Source organism: Picosynechococcus sp. PCC 73109 (assembly GCF_001521855.1).
In the GTDB taxonomy this organism is placed as follows: Bacteria; Cyanobacteriota; Cyanobacteriia; order Cyanobacteriales; family MRBY01; genus MRBY01.
The window spans coordinates 94,220-108,746 of record NZ_CP013998.1 but is presented as its reverse complement, the minus strand read 5'-3'; the positions used below and the strand labels follow the sequence as shown (position 1 = coordinate 108,746).

19 protein-coding genes are annotated in these 14,527 nt (G+C 49.1%); 11 read left to right on the top strand and 8 right to left on the bottom strand.

Annotation, left to right across the window (positions count from 1 at the left end):
- Positions 1-3: 3 nt before the first annotated feature.
- Complete coding sequence (locus tag AWQ23_RS00580; RefSeq protein WP_030006757.1) at positions 4-306, bottom strand: hypothetical protein; 303 nt, start codon at positions 304-306, stop codon at positions 4-6.
- A 28-nt stretch (positions 307-334) separates the two neighbouring features.
- Positions 335-1,588: an MFS transporter gene (locus AWQ23_RS00575; RefSeq protein WP_071884886.1), complete on the bottom strand. Its 1,254-nt coding sequence runs from the start codon at positions 1,586-1,588 to the stop codon at positions 335-337.
- A 146-nt stretch (positions 1,589-1,734) separates the two neighbouring features.
- Between AWQ23_RS00575 and msrP the strand changes: the two genes are divergently transcribed.
- The gene (msrP, locus tag AWQ23_RS00570; RefSeq protein WP_062431677.1) at positions 1,735-2,712 is read left to right on the top strand and encodes a protein-methionine-sulfoxide reductase catalytic subunit MsrP; all 978 of its coding nucleotides are present in this window, start codon (positions 1,735-1,737) and stop codon (positions 2,710-2,712) included.
- A 17-nt stretch (positions 2,713-2,729) separates the two neighbouring features.
- On the opposite strand, the gene AWQ23_RS00565 is transcribed toward msrP, so the two are convergent.
- Together AWQ23_RS00565 and AWQ23_RS00560 are read right to left on the bottom strand one after the other, a co-directional pair.
- Positions 2,730-3,395, bottom strand: a complete 666-nt coding sequence (locus AWQ23_RS00565) for an SDR family oxidoreductase (RefSeq protein WP_062431675.1) — start codon at positions 3,393-3,395, stop codon at positions 2,730-2,732.
- 80 nt (positions 3,396-3,475) lie between these two features.
- Positions 3,476-4,249, bottom strand: coding sequence for a biotin--[acetyl-CoA-carboxylase] ligase (locus tag AWQ23_RS00560; protein WP_062431673.1), 774 nt, complete (start codon positions 4,247-4,249; stop codon positions 3,476-3,478).
- 115 nt (positions 4,250-4,364) lie between these two features.
- Here AWQ23_RS00560 and AWQ23_RS00555 point away from each other — a divergent pair, with 115 nt between their 5' ends.
- From AWQ23_RS00555 to AWQ23_RS00525, 7 genes are all read left to right on the top strand, one after another.
- Positions 4,365-5,654: a pitrilysin family protein gene (locus AWQ23_RS00555; protein ID WP_062431671.1), complete on the top strand. Its 1,290-nt coding sequence runs from the start codon at positions 4,365-4,367 to the stop codon at positions 5,652-5,654.
- 38 nt (positions 5,655-5,692) lie between these two features.
- Positions 5,693-6,370 carry a peptidoglycan-binding protein gene (locus tag AWQ23_RS00550; protein ID WP_232308929.1) on the top strand — a complete coding sequence of 226 codons (678 nt, stop codon included), beginning with the start codon at positions 5,693-5,695 and terminating at the stop codon, positions 6,368-6,370.
- Between the two features lie 22 nt (positions 6,371-6,392).
- Positions 6,393-6,941 carry a cold shock domain-containing protein gene (locus AWQ23_RS00545; RefSeq protein ID WP_062431667.1) on the top strand — a complete coding sequence of 183 codons (549 nt, stop codon included), beginning with the start codon at positions 6,393-6,395 and terminating at the stop codon, positions 6,939-6,941.
- Positions 6,942-6,965: 24 nt separating this feature from the next.
- Positions 6,966-7,160 (top strand): heavy-metal-associated domain-containing protein, encoded by a 195-nt coding sequence (locus tag AWQ23_RS00540; protein WP_012305721.1) that lies wholly within the window; start codon positions 6,966-6,968, stop codon positions 7,158-7,160.
- Between the two features lie 13 nt (positions 7,161-7,173).
- On the top strand, positions 7,174-7,974 hold the full coding sequence (locus AWQ23_RS00535) for an ion transporter (protein WP_062431665.1): 801 nt from the start codon (positions 7,174-7,176) through the stop codon (positions 7,972-7,974).
- 103 nt (positions 7,975-8,077) lie between these two features.
- Positions 8,078-8,425 (top strand): hypothetical protein, encoded by a 348-nt coding sequence (locus AWQ23_RS00530; protein WP_030006765.1) that lies wholly within the window; start codon positions 8,078-8,080, stop codon positions 8,423-8,425.
- A gap of 102 nt (positions 8,426-8,527) precedes the next feature.
- A complete protein-coding gene (locus AWQ23_RS00525; protein WP_062431663.1) occupies positions 8,528-8,917 on the top strand; it encodes a hypothetical protein in 390 nt (129 codons plus the stop codon).
- A gap of 119 nt (positions 8,918-9,036) precedes the next feature.
- Here AWQ23_RS00525 and AWQ23_RS00520 read toward each other — a convergent pair whose 3' ends face one another.
- From AWQ23_RS00520 to rbfA, 4 genes are all read right to left on the bottom strand, one after another.
- Entirely contained in the window at positions 9,037-9,279 is a 243-nt protein-coding gene (locus AWQ23_RS00520; protein WP_012305718.1) for a DUF4327 family protein, read from the bottom strand.
- Between the two features lie 67 nt (positions 9,280-9,346).
- Positions 9,347-9,595, bottom strand: a complete 249-nt coding sequence (locus AWQ23_RS00515) for a DUF4327 family protein (protein ID WP_012305717.1) — start codon at positions 9,593-9,595, stop codon at positions 9,347-9,349.
- A gap of 186 nt (positions 9,596-9,781) precedes the next feature.
- Positions 9,782-11,374, bottom strand: a complete 1,593-nt coding sequence (locus AWQ23_RS00510) for a glycoside hydrolase family 3 N-terminal domain-containing protein (RefSeq protein WP_062431661.1) — start codon at positions 11,372-11,374, stop codon at positions 9,782-9,784.
- Positions 11,375-11,385: 11 nt separating this feature from the next.
- Entirely contained in the window at positions 11,386-11,781 is a 396-nt protein-coding gene (gene rbfA / locus AWQ23_RS00505; protein ID WP_012305715.1) for a 30S ribosome-binding factor RbfA, read from the bottom strand.
- Between the two features lie 74 nt (positions 11,782-11,855).
- Here rbfA and AWQ23_RS16110 point away from each other — a divergent pair, with 74 nt between their 5' ends.
- The 3 genes from AWQ23_RS16110 (at position 11,856) to ylqF (ending at position 14,471) form a co-directional block, all read left to right on the top strand.
- Positions 11,856-12,059, top strand: a complete 204-nt coding sequence (locus AWQ23_RS16110) for a hypothetical protein (RefSeq protein WP_198158674.1) — start codon at positions 11,856-11,858, stop codon at positions 12,057-12,059.
- 102 nt (positions 12,060-12,161) lie between these two features.
- Complete coding sequence (gene eno, locus AWQ23_RS00500; protein ID WP_012305714.1) at positions 12,162-13,454, top strand: phosphopyruvate hydratase; 1,293 nt, start codon at positions 12,162-12,164, stop codon at positions 13,452-13,454.
- Positions 13,455-13,634: 180 nt separating this feature from the next.
- Positions 13,635-14,471 (top strand): ribosome biogenesis GTPase YlqF, encoded by an 837-nt coding sequence (ylqF, locus tag AWQ23_RS00495; RefSeq protein ID WP_062431659.1) that lies wholly within the window; start codon positions 13,635-13,637, stop codon positions 14,469-14,471.
- Positions 14,472-14,527 lie beyond the last annotated feature (56 nt).

Sequence of the window (14,527 nt, the reverse complement as noted above, 5' to 3'; positions counted from 1 at the left end):
CCATTATGCCGAATGATTTTCTTCTGCGACGGGGGCGATCGCCCCAAATTCGGCTAACAGCGTTTGGGCTTGGCTTGGATTGCAATAGATCAATTCCAATAATTCATCGGGACTGATCTTGAGCAATTTGGCATAGAAGCCCACTTCTCCCATCACACGCGCTTCCCCCTGGCGCAGGTACATAGATAGGCAGTGGTGAGCTTGGGTTTCCACGGCCCGGCCTGTCCGAAAAAAAGCAAGGGCATGGAGCAAACGGTCTTCGTAGGGGGCGAGGGGAGGTAGGGAAAGAGGTTCGGGATGTTTCATCTTGAACTGTGCGAATAATTAGCCGATTTTAAAATTTTTGGGCATAGCGATCGCCTGTGCGTCCCAAGGCAAATTTGAGGGATGTACCAATTTTGGCATTTCCTTGGGTGAGAAAAATAAAGAAAGAAAACAGAGCCAACCCAGCGGCGATCGCAAAAATTCCTTGATAACCGACGGTCTGGGTCACGGTGCCAAGCAATAAACCCGCCAGGGCGATCCCCACATCAAAGCCGCCAATACAAATAGAATAAACCTTTCCCCGTTCCGCACTGGAGGAACGATCCGACATCAGGGCAATCATCATCGGCACCAGCGTACCCGCCCCCAAACCTTCCACTGCCCCTGCCAGGACAAACCAATTCGTCCCGCTGGCATTGGTGAGGATCAGCATCGTTGCGGCGTAACAGAGCAGACTGCCGCTAATAAACAAACCCCGCCCCAAGGTATCCGACGCCCGACCCACGAGGATACGACTGCTAAAACTGGAAATGGCTGCCGCCCCATAGAACAGTCCGGTATTGAAATTTAAGCCCAGTTCCCGAATGTACAGGGGGAGAAACGTCACTAACACGCCGAATACCAAGCCAATACAGAGCATAATCAAGGAGGGAATGTAGAGTCCCTTATGGCGAAACAGTTCCGGGTAATCGCGGTTGGTTTCCCCTTGGTTGGGCGTCAGGAGATTTTTAGCAACGGCGATCGCCTGGGGATTAGATTCTTTAGTTTGACTAGCCAGGAGCAAAGCCCCCACCCCACACAGACCAGACACCGCAAAGATCCACGGGTAATCGACGACGCCCAGGAGATAACCCCCCAAAACTGGCCCAATGGACATCCCCACCGGAATCGCCAAACTCATGTAACTGATCACCTCACCCCGGTTTCGTTCTGGGGCCAAATCCACTACTAGAGCACTGTAACCCGTCGTAAAAGCGGCGATACTAATTCCATGGAAGGCTCGCCACACCATCATCTGGGGAATCGAATTTAAAAAGATATATCCCCACGGGGCGATCGCCACCACCACAGCACCAATGAGAATTACCCGTTTGCGACCCTGCTCATCGACCATTTTACCGAGGCGAGTGCGGGCCAAAAGCAGACCGATGGCAAAGCAACCCATCACAAAGCCCACCTGCTGATCCGTTGCCCCCAAATCTTGGATATAGGCCGGGAGCACCGGCAATAAACTGGTCATACTCAACCAAAATCCCAGGGCCGCTAAAAATAACAAGCCCAAATTCCAGCGCATTTCCGACTGGAGCTGCAAAAAAACCTTCACCTAAATTTCCCTAACAATTGCTTGAATACATGACATATCTTTTCAAATTGTAAAGGGATGTTAACGAAGTTGGGGCCGGAGACCCTTGGCAAAATGCGTTAGATTTTTAAAACGTATAACCCTACTCGTCCTCTGCAAAACCCGCCATGGTGCTGTTTAAAGTCCCCCCCAGCTATACCCTTTCCGAAAATCTCGTCACCACCGAAAGCGTCTATTGGAACCGCCGCAAATTTATCAAAACTCTCCTTGGGGCTGGGGTCGGCATTGGTTTAGCGAGTTGTCAGTCCCAGGATCAGCAGTACAGCGCCCTCCGTGAAACTTTAGATTTGCCCAAACTAGACGCGATTAAAAATCCCAACTTCCGGAAAATTGGCGATCGCCCCATCACCAAAGAACTCTTTGCGGGTCAGTACAATAATTTCTACGAATTTGGCGGCACCAAAGGCATCTGGCAAAACGCCCAAAATCTCCCCACTAAGCCCTGGCAAGTAGAAGTGGGCGGCCTCGTGAACAACCCCCAAACCTATGACATCGACGACCTGAAAACAAAATTTCCCCTCGAAGAACGCATCTACCGCTTCCGCTGCGTCGAAGCCTGGTCGATGGTGCTGCCCTGGATTGGCTTCCCCATGCGCGAATTAATCAAAGCCGTCGAACCCAAGACCCAAGCAAAATTTGTCCGCTTCACCAGCTATTACGACGAAAATGTTATCTATGGCCCCAGTTTCCACTTGGGGAATTTGCCCTGGCCCTATACCGAGGGACTGCGCATCGAAGAAATGAATAACGAACTCGCTTTCTTTGCCCTAGGAATCTATGGCCACGATTTGCCGAAACAGCATGGTGCGCCTCTGCGGATGGTCATTCCCTGGAAATACGGCTTTAAGGGGGCAAAATCTATCGTTAAAATTGAATTTCTCGCGGAACAACCTGCCACCTACTGGAACACCATTGACGGCCACGAGTACAAATTTGAAGCCAACGTCGAGCCAAATGTGCCCCATCCCCGCTGGTCTCAGGCCACCGAAAAATTTATTGGCAATACCCCAGAATTTAGCTGGGAAATGAAGGAAACCCTACCCTACAATGGCTACGGGGAATACGTCGCCAGCCTCTACAGTTAGAAAAAATGACGCACCACTTACCAGGGCAAAATCTCCCCATTGGCGTGCCAAAACGTGCCTGTATTATCGAGATTTAGTGCTTCAATGCGGGCCAGTAACCCTTCGACTGCCACCGTGGGGCTAATGCCATCTTCCCGGAAATTAATCATGCGGGTTTTCACGAGGCCTGGGTGCACAATACCCACCGCAATTCCCCTGGGTTTGAGATCGATCGACAGGGATTTTCCGGCCATGGAAAGGGCGACTTTTGACATCCGATAGCCATAGGAACCGCCGGAGGTATTGTCATCGATGGAACCCATGCGACTGGTCATCAGGATAATTTTTGAACCAGATTTAAGATTCGCTAAAAGGGCTTGGGTGAAACGCAGCGGGGCGATCGCATTGACTTCAAATTGACGGCGAATACTGTCAACATCTAGTTGATCCAAATCGACCCGTTCTAAAGTCCCGGCGTTGTTAATCAAGACATCAATGGTTTCCCCCTGGAGATCTTGGGCAAGCTGTTTGACGGCATCGGGATTCGTCAGATCCACGTCCGCTTTTACCGTTACACCCAGTTGCAGCAGTTCCTCAGAAGGCGTCCGACAAACAGCAATCACGCGATCGCCTTGGGCGTTGAGTTGACGGCAATATTCCAGGCCAATGCCCCGGTTTGCGCCAGTAACGAGATAGGTTGACATATTCTTGAGTATTTGTTCTGAGACAACGATTTGCAGTGTGGCAAGCTCTATTGGGAAAGTCAAATTTAAAACGAGATTCTCTACAAATAGCCGAGGGAAATTTGACCAGGGGGAATTTTTACAATGCTACTGGCACCAGGAGCGCTAAGTTTAACCAGTAGTTCGCCCTTTTGATTGACCCCGGTAATGATTCCTTGATGGCCTTCGTAGGTGATTATTTCGCCTAGGTTTTTGAGATGTTTTAAATAGCCCGGCAATATATGTTCAATTGAATTTCGAGCTAGTTTTTGCGTCCCCTCTAGAATTCCGGCAATAACCAACGCAGCAAGGCGATCGCCTTTAATTTTTAGCTCCCCTTGCCAGAATTGTTCGAGGTTAATGCCCGTCGGGGGAACCGGATTTTGGTAGTTAATGCCGACCCCGACTACTGCGGCGCTAATTTTCCCCTGGGAGACTTTTGTTTCGGTTTTAATGCCACCTAGTTTCTTGCTCTGTAAAAGAAGATCATTGGGCCATTTAATTTGTGCGGGAAGCCCTTGCGCTTGCAACATTTCGACAATGCCCCAAACGCTGGCCAGGGTTAAGCCATAGGCGAATTGAGGGTCTAATTTTATGGGCAACAAGACCGACAAATATAATCCCCCTGGTGCGGAAATCCAGGTGCGTCCCCACTGGCCCCGCCCCGCTGTCTGGGTTAAGGCGATCGCCACCCTAGGCATCATGCATTGTGCTTGATACCGTTGCCACAGGAGCGCGTTGGTCGAGTCAAGCTCCGGGAAAACTTCGATGGGAAGTGTCGTTTCACAGGCAAGAAGATCGCTTAAGGCCCCTTGAATCGCGTCAGGATGAAACACAGTCAGTAAATATTTTTATCGCTTTTCTCAAATAGCGTACCTTGCAGCGTTCCTCACCCCAGGAATTTGCTAAAGTGAAACGCCAGCGTTCTTTTTCGGAAAGTTTCATCTGCCCATGGTTGCTAGCCCCACGTCTCCCCAAATGACCCACCGCACCGTCCTCAAAAATGGCATTACCCTAATTGTGACGGAAAATCCTGTGGCAGACTTGGTGGCAGCGCGCTTATTTTTTCCCCAGGCGGGCGGACGGTGGGAATCCCTCGACCAAGCGGGGCTATTTCATCTCTTGGCAGCAGTGATTACGAAGGGAACAAGCCGTTACAGTGCCGTTGAAATTGCCGAACAAATCGAATCTATCGGCGCGAGTCTCGGCGCGAGTGCGTCCAACGATTATGTGGCCCTGAGTCTCAAGACAGTCACAAAAGATTTCTACACTATTTTTAAGCTAGCAGCAGAAATCCTCCGGGAACCGACTTTTCCCCCCGAAGAGGTGGAGCTAGAGCGCAAAATTACCCTACAAAATATCCGTTCCCAAATGGAGCAGCCCTTTAATGTGGCCTATGACCTCCTCCGGAGCCAGATGTATCCCCAGCATCCCTACGGCCAATCTATTTTAGGGACGGCAGAAACGGTGGCGCGATTTACGGCTGCAGATTTACAACAGGCCCACCAAACCCATTTCCGGCCAGACAATTTGGTGATTAGCCTCTCCGGTCGGCTGACCCTCGAACAGGCAGAAGCAATCGTGGAACAAACCTTGGGGGATTGGCAAAACCCGACAACGCCGCTACCAAGCTTAGAAATTGCGCCCCTACAGCCCCAGGGAGGGGTTTGGACAAAGGAAAAAGAAAGTCAACAGGCGATCATTATCTTGGGTTATCTGACGGGAACGGTGGCCGATGATGATTTTTTTGCACTGAAACTCCTCAGCACCTATCTGGGCAATGGTTTATCGAGTCGGCTATTTGTGGAGTTGCGAGAAAAACAAGGGCTTGCCTATGACGTGTCGGCGTTTTTTCCCACGCGCTTGAGTCAATCCCAATTTATTACCTATATCGGTACAGCCCCCCAAAATACGGCGATCGCCTTGAATGGATTACACCAAGAAATCCAACGGCTGGTGACGGCTCCCCTGTCGGAAGCGGATTTGCAAATTGCGAAGAATAAACTCCTCGGCCAGTACGCCCTGGGGAAACAGACCAATGCTGAATTGGCACAAATTTTTGGCTGGTATGAGAGCATTGGTCTCGGCATCGACTTTGATCAAGCTTTCCAGCACCACGTCGAAAAGATCACAACGACGGAAACCCACCAGGCGGCCCAACGTCATTTTCACCATCCCTATGTGTCGGTGGTGGGCTCCCAAACGGCCCTTTCCCTGATCGAAGATCTTCAGCTATCGTAAAAGGCGATCGCCCCCTAAACATCATGAAGAAAATCGTCATGTCTGCGCGTCAAACCGTTTTAAATTTAGGTCTATCGACGGCTCTGATTTTAGCAAGTAGCCTCGGCCTTAGCCCTCTAGTCAGCGCCCAATCTCCCCGACCAGAATTGCGCATTGGCAGTACGGGGACTGTAGTTCAGGAGCTACAAACCACCCTCCGGTTGCTAGGCTACTACAGCGGCGAAACCACGGGTACCTATGACGAAGCGACGGTGATCGCAGTCTACCAATTTCAAAAGGCGGCCCAAATCCCCCAGACTGGCGTCATGGATCGCACCACTTGGGAGACATTATTTCCGATTTCGGCGGCGAATTTACCCGTTGCTGAGGAACAAGCCCCAACTCCAACAGCCAGTAGCCCAACAACAGCCCAGAACGAAACCCCCGCAACCCCAGCCCAGGAAGCAACTGATGCCGAGGCAGCTCCCAGCTCCAGCACAAATCAAACGGCCACCAGCACAGATCCAGATACACTGCCCCTGTTAAAGGAAGGCATGGAAGGGGATTCGGTGAAACTTTTGCAAACTCGCCTGCAAGCATTGGGCTATTACACAGGCCGTATCGATGGTATTTTTGGCCCGAATACTCGCATCGCTGTCATTGCGGCCCAAACTGCATTGAAATTAGATGGAGATGGCATTGTTGGTGCTCAAACATGGGCAAAAATTTTAGAATGATATAAATTTAGTTAAAGTTTAAATGAACAATAATCGTTATAAGGGTCGAATCATTAAATGGAAAGAAGATAAAGGCTTTGGATTTCTTAGAAGTGATTCTCTTGAAAAAGATGTCTTTCTACACATAAGTGAAATCCAAGATGCACGACGATCACCTAAAGTGGGAAACATATTGTATTTTAATGTAAAGCTTGAAACTCAAGGGAAACTTAAAGCAATCAACGCGAGCTATGTAAAGCAAATTCAGACTAAATCAAAACTTTTTAGAAAAAATACAACACAAATAACGAGCCAGAAATTTCCACTTAATATTGTAGCTCTTCTACCAAAAGCAGGAATTTTGCTTATTGTTTTTTCTGGATTATTAGCTATACTCAGATTCTCTGAAAGATATAACTGTGTGATTAAAGGCAATATTTCTCATCCTAGCGGAGAAAAGCTTTATCATAAACCTGGTTATCGAGACTATGAAGAGGTGGATATTTTTGAAAATGAAGGAGAACAATGGTTTTGTAGTGAACAAGAAGCAATTAACGCTGGATTTAAAGATGCAGCAAGACTGGCAAATTAACTGAATTGATATCGGAGTATTTTTATGGAATTTACAATTACTGTGCCGACAATCGCCTGTGAAGTCTGCGGTCAAACCATTACAAAAGCCATCCAAAATCATGATCAAAAGGCCCAAGTTGCCGTCGATATTCCTAGTAAAGTAGTTTCGATTCAGACAACGCTTTCTGAAACGGCCTTAAAAAACATTATTACCGAAGCAGGCCATACTCCCGCCTAGGAAAGAAATTCCGATGGAAAGCCAATTGCCTTGGCGATTAAGACTAGGCCGTTACCTCGATGATTTTGACAGTGGCACAGGCCGCCTTCTCAATTTGGCTTTGTGTGGACTGATTTTCATTTCGTCGGGGATTTTTGTGGCGCAAACCTATCCTTTGCCAACGGTTTGGGCACAATATTTGGATTATTTAGATACAGGCATTTTGATTTTATTTGCCGTGGAATATTGCTGTCGCTGTGTGGGCGCCGCTGAACCTCGGAAGTTTATTTTTAGCTTTTTTTCCTACCTTGATCTGTTGGCGATCGCCCCGTTATTTTTCGGCTTCCTCGACATTCGTTTTGTGCGCCTGTTCCGCTGGTTTCGATTACTACGCTTGATCCGATTTTTTCGCCTAGAAATCTCGATTTTCAAGATCAAGGCCGAAGACAGCATTATTCTTAGCCGAATTCTCCTGACCTTATTTACAATTATCTTTGTTTATTCTGGCCTAATTTATCAAGTTGAACATGACATTAACCCCGCTGTTTTTGGCAATTTTTTAGATGCTTTATATTTTGCCGTGGTGACAATGACCACGGTGGGTTTCGGCGATAAAACGCCCATTTCAGACATTGGCAAAGTCGTAACTTTAACGATGATTCTCACGGGGATTGCGGTGATTCCTTGGCAGTTAGGGGATTTAGTGCGCCAGTTTCTCAAAAGTGCAAATCAACAGGAAATCGATTGCGTTAAATGTGGCTTGGCTTTCCACGATCAAGATGCTCAATTTTGTAAGCGATGTGGCACAGCCCTCCGGCAAAATCAATTAAATTAGCATTCAGCGACATTGCTCAATAAAAGATCACAAAAAATTGGCGATCGCCCCAGGAATTCCTATGATGAAACCATCGTTATTTTTTTGAGTTTAAACTAACAGAATGTCAACGCCCCTTACTCTCAATTTATTACAAGGTTCTGTCACCTTTCGGTTCACTAGCACTGCCGCCCAAACCCTCAAAGCAGAAATCGATCAACTGATGCACAGCATGAAGGCGATCGCCGGCAATAGTAACCCCAAAGGCCGTCCCCAGCCCCAAGAATCCATGAATTATCAGTACACCGGGGACATTTTTTTAGAGATTTTTTGCAATCCGAATATTTACCCCAGTCCCTTCGCCGCCAAGGTATTGATTACCCTCCGGGATGATCGGATTCGGCTCACCAGCGAAGCAGAATTACCCCGTTTAATCGAAGATTTAGAGAATTATCTGGCCCAGGCCGATTAGTGTGAAAGATAACAGCGATTTTTGTGGCGGTGCGCTAGGCTAAACATAAATAATGCAATTTTCTAGTCCCATCTCAATCCCTCAAGCGAGAAAACTGTTGCCATGAGTACATCCACAAACTTCTTTGAACTGTTTCAAAAGGGCTTCCATGTCACCGTTGGGGCCGCTGCTACCTTAGTCGAAACGATCCAAGATCCCACCAAACGGGAAGTGACAATTTCTGAATTTCGCACAGAGCTTCAAAATCGCGCCGAAGAATGGTCAGAAAAAGGTGAAATGACCGAGCAAGAAGCCCGTAAATTCCTCGAAAAAATCTTCCAGCAAGACAAAGCCGCCAGGGAACCCGGTACCCAAGAAATCGTGACCACGGCAACGGAAGTAAAAGATAGCGATCTGCAAAACGAACTAAAGAACCTAACAGATCAAATTGTCACCCTCAAAAGCGAGCTTGCGGCGCTCCGTCAGGACAAACAAGCAAACGAACCAAACTAGGCATCGAGTGCGGATCTGTCGGTAAATCTTATGTGAGTCCAACCGCTTGGGGCAGTTAAAGTTGCTGCCCTATTTTTTGTCTATTCCCTAGAGCAAGAATAACGAGAGCAATTAATCGTTTAATCGTTCTCCCATCGCTCTGCCCCTAACAAATCCCCGATGCAGTCCCGGAGAAGAAAGCCACAGCGTTCTAGCTCGACTTCGATGCAGTGCCACTCGCGGGGAGGGATATATTCACAAAGGCTATAGAGGGGCTGTTGACGACTGATGCGATTTTGTTCGACTAATTGTTTTACTTCATCGCGAATTTGTCCCAATGAAAAAAAGAAAGGCGATCGCAATGCAAAGACAGATTGAGTCATGGAAAGTCATCCAAGGAAATGGTCGGCGTTGGGCAGTGCACCTAGATACCGACAACAGTGAATTTATTTAGTCATCAGACCAGCATTGGGCTGGATTTAGATCGGCAATTTGATCCCGGAGAAGAAAACCATTGCGTTCGAGTTCGCATTCTACACAAACCCATTCCCGGGCTGGAATGAACTGACAGAGGACATAAATGGGTTGGCAGCAGTCTACTGTTCCTGATTCGACCAACTGACGGGCTTCGTCCTTGAGCATTTCAATAGAAAAATGTTTTGGGGTAGGAGACGCCGGAGGCATTGTCGTGGTGGTCATAGGATTTACCTCTTGGGTGGCTGATGTTTGTTCCATGCCTATTCTATTGGATTATGCAAGGCATTGCTATACAGAAAACGCTGTATATTTCAATACTTATCAATAACGTTTTTAGCGAAACTTTAAGTAATGTAATCAAAGATCATTAAGGTTTGATTATCCGTTGTCCAACGTCCGACGAACTTTTTAAATGAATTCGGCGGCGCTGGGATCCGCTTGGGGCGCTTCTTCCCAGAGAGATATACAGATTTCGGCTTGGGCGATCGCCATTTGACCATAGCTAAACCACCAGGGAATTTCTGGCAAAGTCGTTTGTAAAGCTTCGAGGAAGTAGGGACTGCCGTAAAAGATAACGCCCTGTAACGGTATTTGGGCGGCAATTTTTTGGAGAACATCAATGGGATCTGCCAGTTTTTCCGTAAACGGATTACCCCGAAGAAAACACTGGATAAGGGTAGGGATCGCTTCTAACTGCAGGCGAGGGAGCGTTTTTAATTCGACAATTTCAGCGGCATAACCGTGGCGTTGGGGAATGGCGATCGCCGGACAATTGGGACGCAAAAAAGGGCTTTTTAAAACTGAATCCACCACAATTAAGTTGCGCGCAAAATTGTCAGGAAAACTTGATATTTTTACGGGGGATTTTTGATGTTTAGTCGCTCTTTCCAGCACCATGGCAACGGTTTTTCTCGTTTCCGGGCGATCCCCGCTGATCCCCTGGGGAAAAATTGATGGTGTTGCCGTAAGGATTTTTTGCTTGGCCTGCCAAATTCGTTCTACGGATTCATAGATGCGACTTTCTGAAAGTTGACCTGTTTTGATCGCCGTTTCGATGGCAATAATCGCTCCATCCACATCGGGAGGCATCAGGAGAATATCGGCCCCAGCGGCGATCGCTTGGACCGCAACGGTATCAGGAGCCGCAAACTGGGTTACTCCCCCCATGACCAACGCATCGGTGACAATTAACCCTTCAAATCCTAGCTTGTGCCGTAGTTGGCCCGTAAGAATTGCTGGCGAAAGGGTCGCTGGATATTGTTGATCCCAAGCGGGGATCATCAGATGAGCACTCATCACTGCATCTACGCCCCCTTGGATGGCGGCCTTAAAGGGAGGCAGTTCGACGGTATTTAAGCGCGTGTCATCGTGGGAAATGGTGGGGAGCGCGAGGTGGGAATCAGTTGCCGTGTCCCCATGGCCAGGGAAATGTTTCGCCGTCGTTAAAACAGCGTATTGTTGCGCCCCCCGGATAAACGCAGTACCCAAGGCACTAACTTGATCCGGCGTTTCCCCGAAGGCACGGATGTTGATCACCGGGTTGTGGGGATTGTTATTCACATCCAGCACCGGGGCCAAAACCCAATTGATACCAAGGCTGAGAGCTTCCTGGGCCGTAGTTGCGCCCATGGTTTCTGCAAGGGCGATCGCCTGGTGGGGATCTGTGCGCCAAATCTCACCGAAAGCCATGGGAGGCGGGAATTCCGTCGCACCGCTAAACCGTTGGCCGACCCCTTCTTCGATATCTGCGGCAATCAGGAGGGGAATTTCGGCCCAACTCTGCAATTGCTTGGTTTTCTGGGCTACCTCGGCGGCACTTCCCCCCAAAAGGATTACGCCACCGATCCCCGCCTCGATCCAGCGTTGTAGGGTCGTTTGATCAGCTTCCCACTGGGGGTAGGGGCGTTCGTAGTCAAATAGATAGCCAGCCCCCCGCACGACGATCATCTGGGCAATCGCCTGGCGGAGAGACAAGGATTCAACCGGGGGGAGGGGAGCCATCACCAAGGGCGCTACACCATTTCCTCGGATTCTTGGGCTTCTAGTTCCTCTGGATCCTTAATTTCTAGTTGGTTAATGAGATGGATCATCCGGTCTCCCTCTTCAAGGGAACGGTCTTCGATGAATAAAACCTCTGGCGATCGCCGCAGACGAATCCGTTGACCTAGGGTACGACGCACAAACCCTTGGCTGGCCCGCAGTCCTTCCATCGTTTCAGCCCGGGCTTCCTCGGAGCCATAGATGCTCACAAAAATCTTGGCATGCTGCAAGTCCCCAGACACTTCCACTTCAGTAATGCTCACCATGCCCGCCCCAACTCGGTCATCTTTAATATCTTGCATGAGCATCAAACTCACTTCCCGCTTGATTAGCGAAGACACTTTTGATACCCGTCGACTATTTGCCATGACTCTATTCGCCTCCTAAAATCCTGTACCGCGTTCCAGGCACTTACAACCCCAGTCGCTTCTTAGCCATTTCCTTGAGTCTTCCATTGATTCAAAAAGCTGCAAAAAAAATGTGGCGATCGCGGTGGCGGCTTGATGTGACTCGAAGTCGGTTTGGCGGTGTGACAACGCCCTCAGTGTATCTTGAAAAAACCCTACCCTTCAACTCCCTGGCTATCTTCCCGTTGGCGATCGCCACAAACCTAAAGAAAATATCAAGATATATCCCTGAACCTTGACAACGGACGATTGTTCCCAAAATCCCCCCTAAAAAAAGCAACAAATCCACCAGAACAGGGTATGTTTATACCTGAATATCAATGGTCAGTGAGTAATCCCAAATGCTGGACAAATCCGAAGCAATCATCGAAGCAATAGATGCTAGAGAAATTTTAGATTCCAGAGGTCGCCCCACCGTCGAGGCAGAAGTTCGTTTAGAAAGCGGTGCAGTAGGTCTCGCCCAAGTGCCCAGTGGAGCCTCTACCGGTAGTTTTGAAGCCCATGAACTGCGGGACGGAGACAAAGCCCGTTATGGCGGCAATGGGGTACTAAAGGCCGTGCGCAATGCGAAAGAAAAAATTGCCCCGGAACTGATCGGTAAAGATGCCCTTGACCAAACGACAGTTGATTACGCCATGATTGCCCGGGATGGCTCTGACAACAAATCTAATCTAGGGGCCAATGCCATTTTGGCGGTATCCCTCGCGGCGGCAAAAGCGGCAGCAGCGGAACTCGCCCTGCCCCTCTATCGTTATCTCGGTGGCCCTTTGGCTAATGTCCTCCCCGTGCCCTTGATGAACGTGATCAATGGCGGTGCCCACGCAGCTAATAACGTTGATTTCCAAGAATTTATGATCGTGCCGGTGGGGGCCAGTTCCTTTAAGGAAGCACTCCGTTGGGGAGCGGAAGTTTTTACTGCCCTGAGCAAGGTACTTGACAGCAAAGGTTTATTAACGGGTGTCGGTGATGAGGGAGGATTTGCCCCTAACCTAGGCTCTAACGAAGAAGCCCTCGAAATTCTCGTGGATTCGATCAAAGCGGCGGGCTACGAACCCGGTACGCAGGTGGCCCTCGCCCTCGACATTGCCGCCAGTGAATTTTACGCCGATGGTCAGTACACCTACGATGGTACAGCCCACAGTCCGGCAGAATTTATCGACTACCTGACGGCGATGGTCGAAAAGTACCCGATTGTTTCCATTGAGGATGGCCTCCATGAAGATGATTGGGATAGCTGGACAATTTTGACCGCGCGCATCGGCCACAGGGTACAACTGGTTGGAGATGACTTGTTTGTCACCAACAAGGTGCGACTCCAACAGGGCATTGAGAAAAAAGCAGGGAATGCGGTACTTATCAAGCTCAACCAAATCGGTACCCTCACCGAAACCCTCGAAACCATCGATCTGGCGACCCGCAATGGATATCAGTCCGTGATTAGTCACCGCTCTGGGGAAACGGAAGATACCACCATCGCTGATCTGGCGGTGGCAACCCGTGCCGGCCAAATCAAAACCGGTTCCCTCTGCCGCAGTGAACGGGTAGCAAAATACAATCGCTTACTCCGCATCGAGGATGAACTTGGCGATCGCGCAGTTTATGCCCCTAAAGTTGGTCTTGGCCCCCAATTCTAAGAGTTCTCGCCGAACAGACATTCAGCCTTAACTTTTTCATACTCCCATCCGGATCACAGTGTTCTATCGCTGTGGTCTTTTTTGTGGTGGGTCGCCAAAAGCACTGCCAATTTACCCCTAAGCAATTTTCGACCCAACCCAAGGCAGTATGATAAAAAACACCGTTTTGACTTCGTTCCCATGCCCCAACCGATCCAATGGTATCCCGGCCACATTGCCAAGGCCGAACGCCAACTCAAAGAACAGCTCAACCGCGTTGATGTGGTGTTAGAAGTCCTCGATGCCCGCATCCCCTTCGCATCCCATCACCCCCAAGTCGATGAATGGATTGGTGAAAAACCTCGGGTCGTCGTGGTCAATCGGCGGGATATGATCCCCAGCGAAACCCTCAGTCAATGGCGCGACTGGTACCAAGCCCAAAAAATTCAGCCCGTCTTTACTGATGCCAAAAAAGGGACAGGGGTTAAAGGCGTGATTAAAGCCGCCCAATTAGCTGGAAAAGCGATGAATGATCGCCGTATTTCCCGGGGGATGCGGCCCCGCCCCGTAAGGGCAGTAGTCATGGGTTTACCCAATGTCGGGAAATCAGCCCTGATTAACCGTTTAGTTGGTAAAAAAGTCGTAGAAAGTGCCCGTAAAGCTGGGGTGACGAAACAATTGCGCTGGGTAAGAATTTCCGATCAAATTGAAATGCTTGATGCCCCGGGAGTGATTCCCTGGAAACTCGACGATCAATATAATGCCGTGAAACTGGCCATTTGCGAGGACATTGGCGCAGCCTCCTATGACAACCAACTGGTTGCGGCGGCAATGGTGGATTTGCTCGTGAAACTGAATTTAGAGCAACATCTTACCGAACGCTATGACCTCGATCCCCTCGATATGTCTGGCGAAGATTATGTCATTGCCCTCGGAGACCATCGTTTCCAAGGAGACAGAGAGCGTAGTGCAGTCACGTTGCTCAATGAATTTCGTAAGGGCATTTTGGGACAAATTCCCCTCGAATTACCAAACTAAAGATTTGCGCTACAGTACAGCGTGAAACTGATTTAGATAGAACGTTAAAGGTAACG

What these genes read in the sequence shown, in the direction of transcription:
- AWQ23_RS00580 (WP_030006757.1), bottom strand. Translation starts at nt 306, where the DNA reads ATGAAACATCCCGAACCTCTTTCCCTACCTCCCCTCGCCCCCTACGAA.
- msrP (WP_062431677.1), top strand. Translation starts at nt 1,735, where the DNA reads ATGGTGCTGTTTAAAGTCCCCCCCAGCTATACCCTTTCCGAAAATCTC.
- AWQ23_RS00565 (WP_062431675.1), bottom strand. Translation starts at nt 3,395, where the DNA reads ATGTCAACCTATCTCGTTACTGGCGCAAACCGGGGCATTGGCCTGGAA.
- AWQ23_RS00555 (WP_062431671.1), top strand. Translation starts at nt 4,365, where the DNA reads ATGGTTGCTAGCCCCACGTCTCCCCAAATGACCCACCGCACCGTCCTC.
- AWQ23_RS00550 (WP_232308929.1), top strand. Translation starts at nt 5,693, where the DNA reads ATGTCTGCGCGTCAAACCGTTTTAAATTTAGGTCTATCGACGGCTCTG.
- AWQ23_RS00545 (WP_062431667.1), top strand. Translation starts at nt 6,393, where the DNA reads ATGAACAATAATCGTTATAAGGGTCGAATCATTAAATGGAAAGAAGAT.
- AWQ23_RS00540 (WP_012305721.1), top strand. Translation starts at nt 6,966, where the DNA reads ATGGAATTTACAATTACTGTGCCGACAATCGCCTGTGAAGTCTGCGGT.
- AWQ23_RS00535 (WP_062431665.1), top strand. Translation starts at nt 7,174, where the DNA reads ATGGAAAGCCAATTGCCTTGGCGATTAAGACTAGGCCGTTACCTCGAT.
- AWQ23_RS00530 (WP_030006765.1), top strand. Translation starts at nt 8,078, where the DNA reads ATGTCAACGCCCCTTACTCTCAATTTATTACAAGGTTCTGTCACCTTT.
- AWQ23_RS00525 (WP_062431663.1), top strand. Translation starts at nt 8,528, where the DNA reads ATGAGTACATCCACAAACTTCTTTGAACTGTTTCAAAAGGGCTTCCAT.
- AWQ23_RS00520 (WP_012305718.1), bottom strand. Translation starts at nt 9,279, where the DNA reads ATGACTCAATCTGTCTTTGCATTGCGATCGCCTTTCTTTTTTTCATTG.
- AWQ23_RS00515 (WP_012305717.1), bottom strand. Translation starts at nt 9,595, where the DNA reads ATGACCACCACGACAATGCCTCCGGCGTCTCCTACCCCAAAACATTTT.
- AWQ23_RS00510 (WP_062431661.1), bottom strand. Translation starts at nt 11,374, where the DNA reads ATGGCTCCCCTCCCCCCGGTTGAATCCTTGTCTCTCCGCCAGGCGATT.
- rbfA (WP_012305715.1), bottom strand. Translation starts at nt 11,781, where the DNA reads ATGGCAAATAGTCGACGGGTATCAAAAGTGTCTTCGCTAATCAAGCGG.
- eno (WP_012305714.1), top strand. Translation starts at nt 12,162, where the DNA reads ATGCTGGACAAATCCGAAGCAATCATCGAAGCAATAGATGCTAGAGAA.
- ylqF (WP_062431659.1), top strand. Translation starts at nt 13,635, where the DNA reads ATGCCCCAACCGATCCAATGGTATCCCGGCCACATTGCCAAGGCCGAA.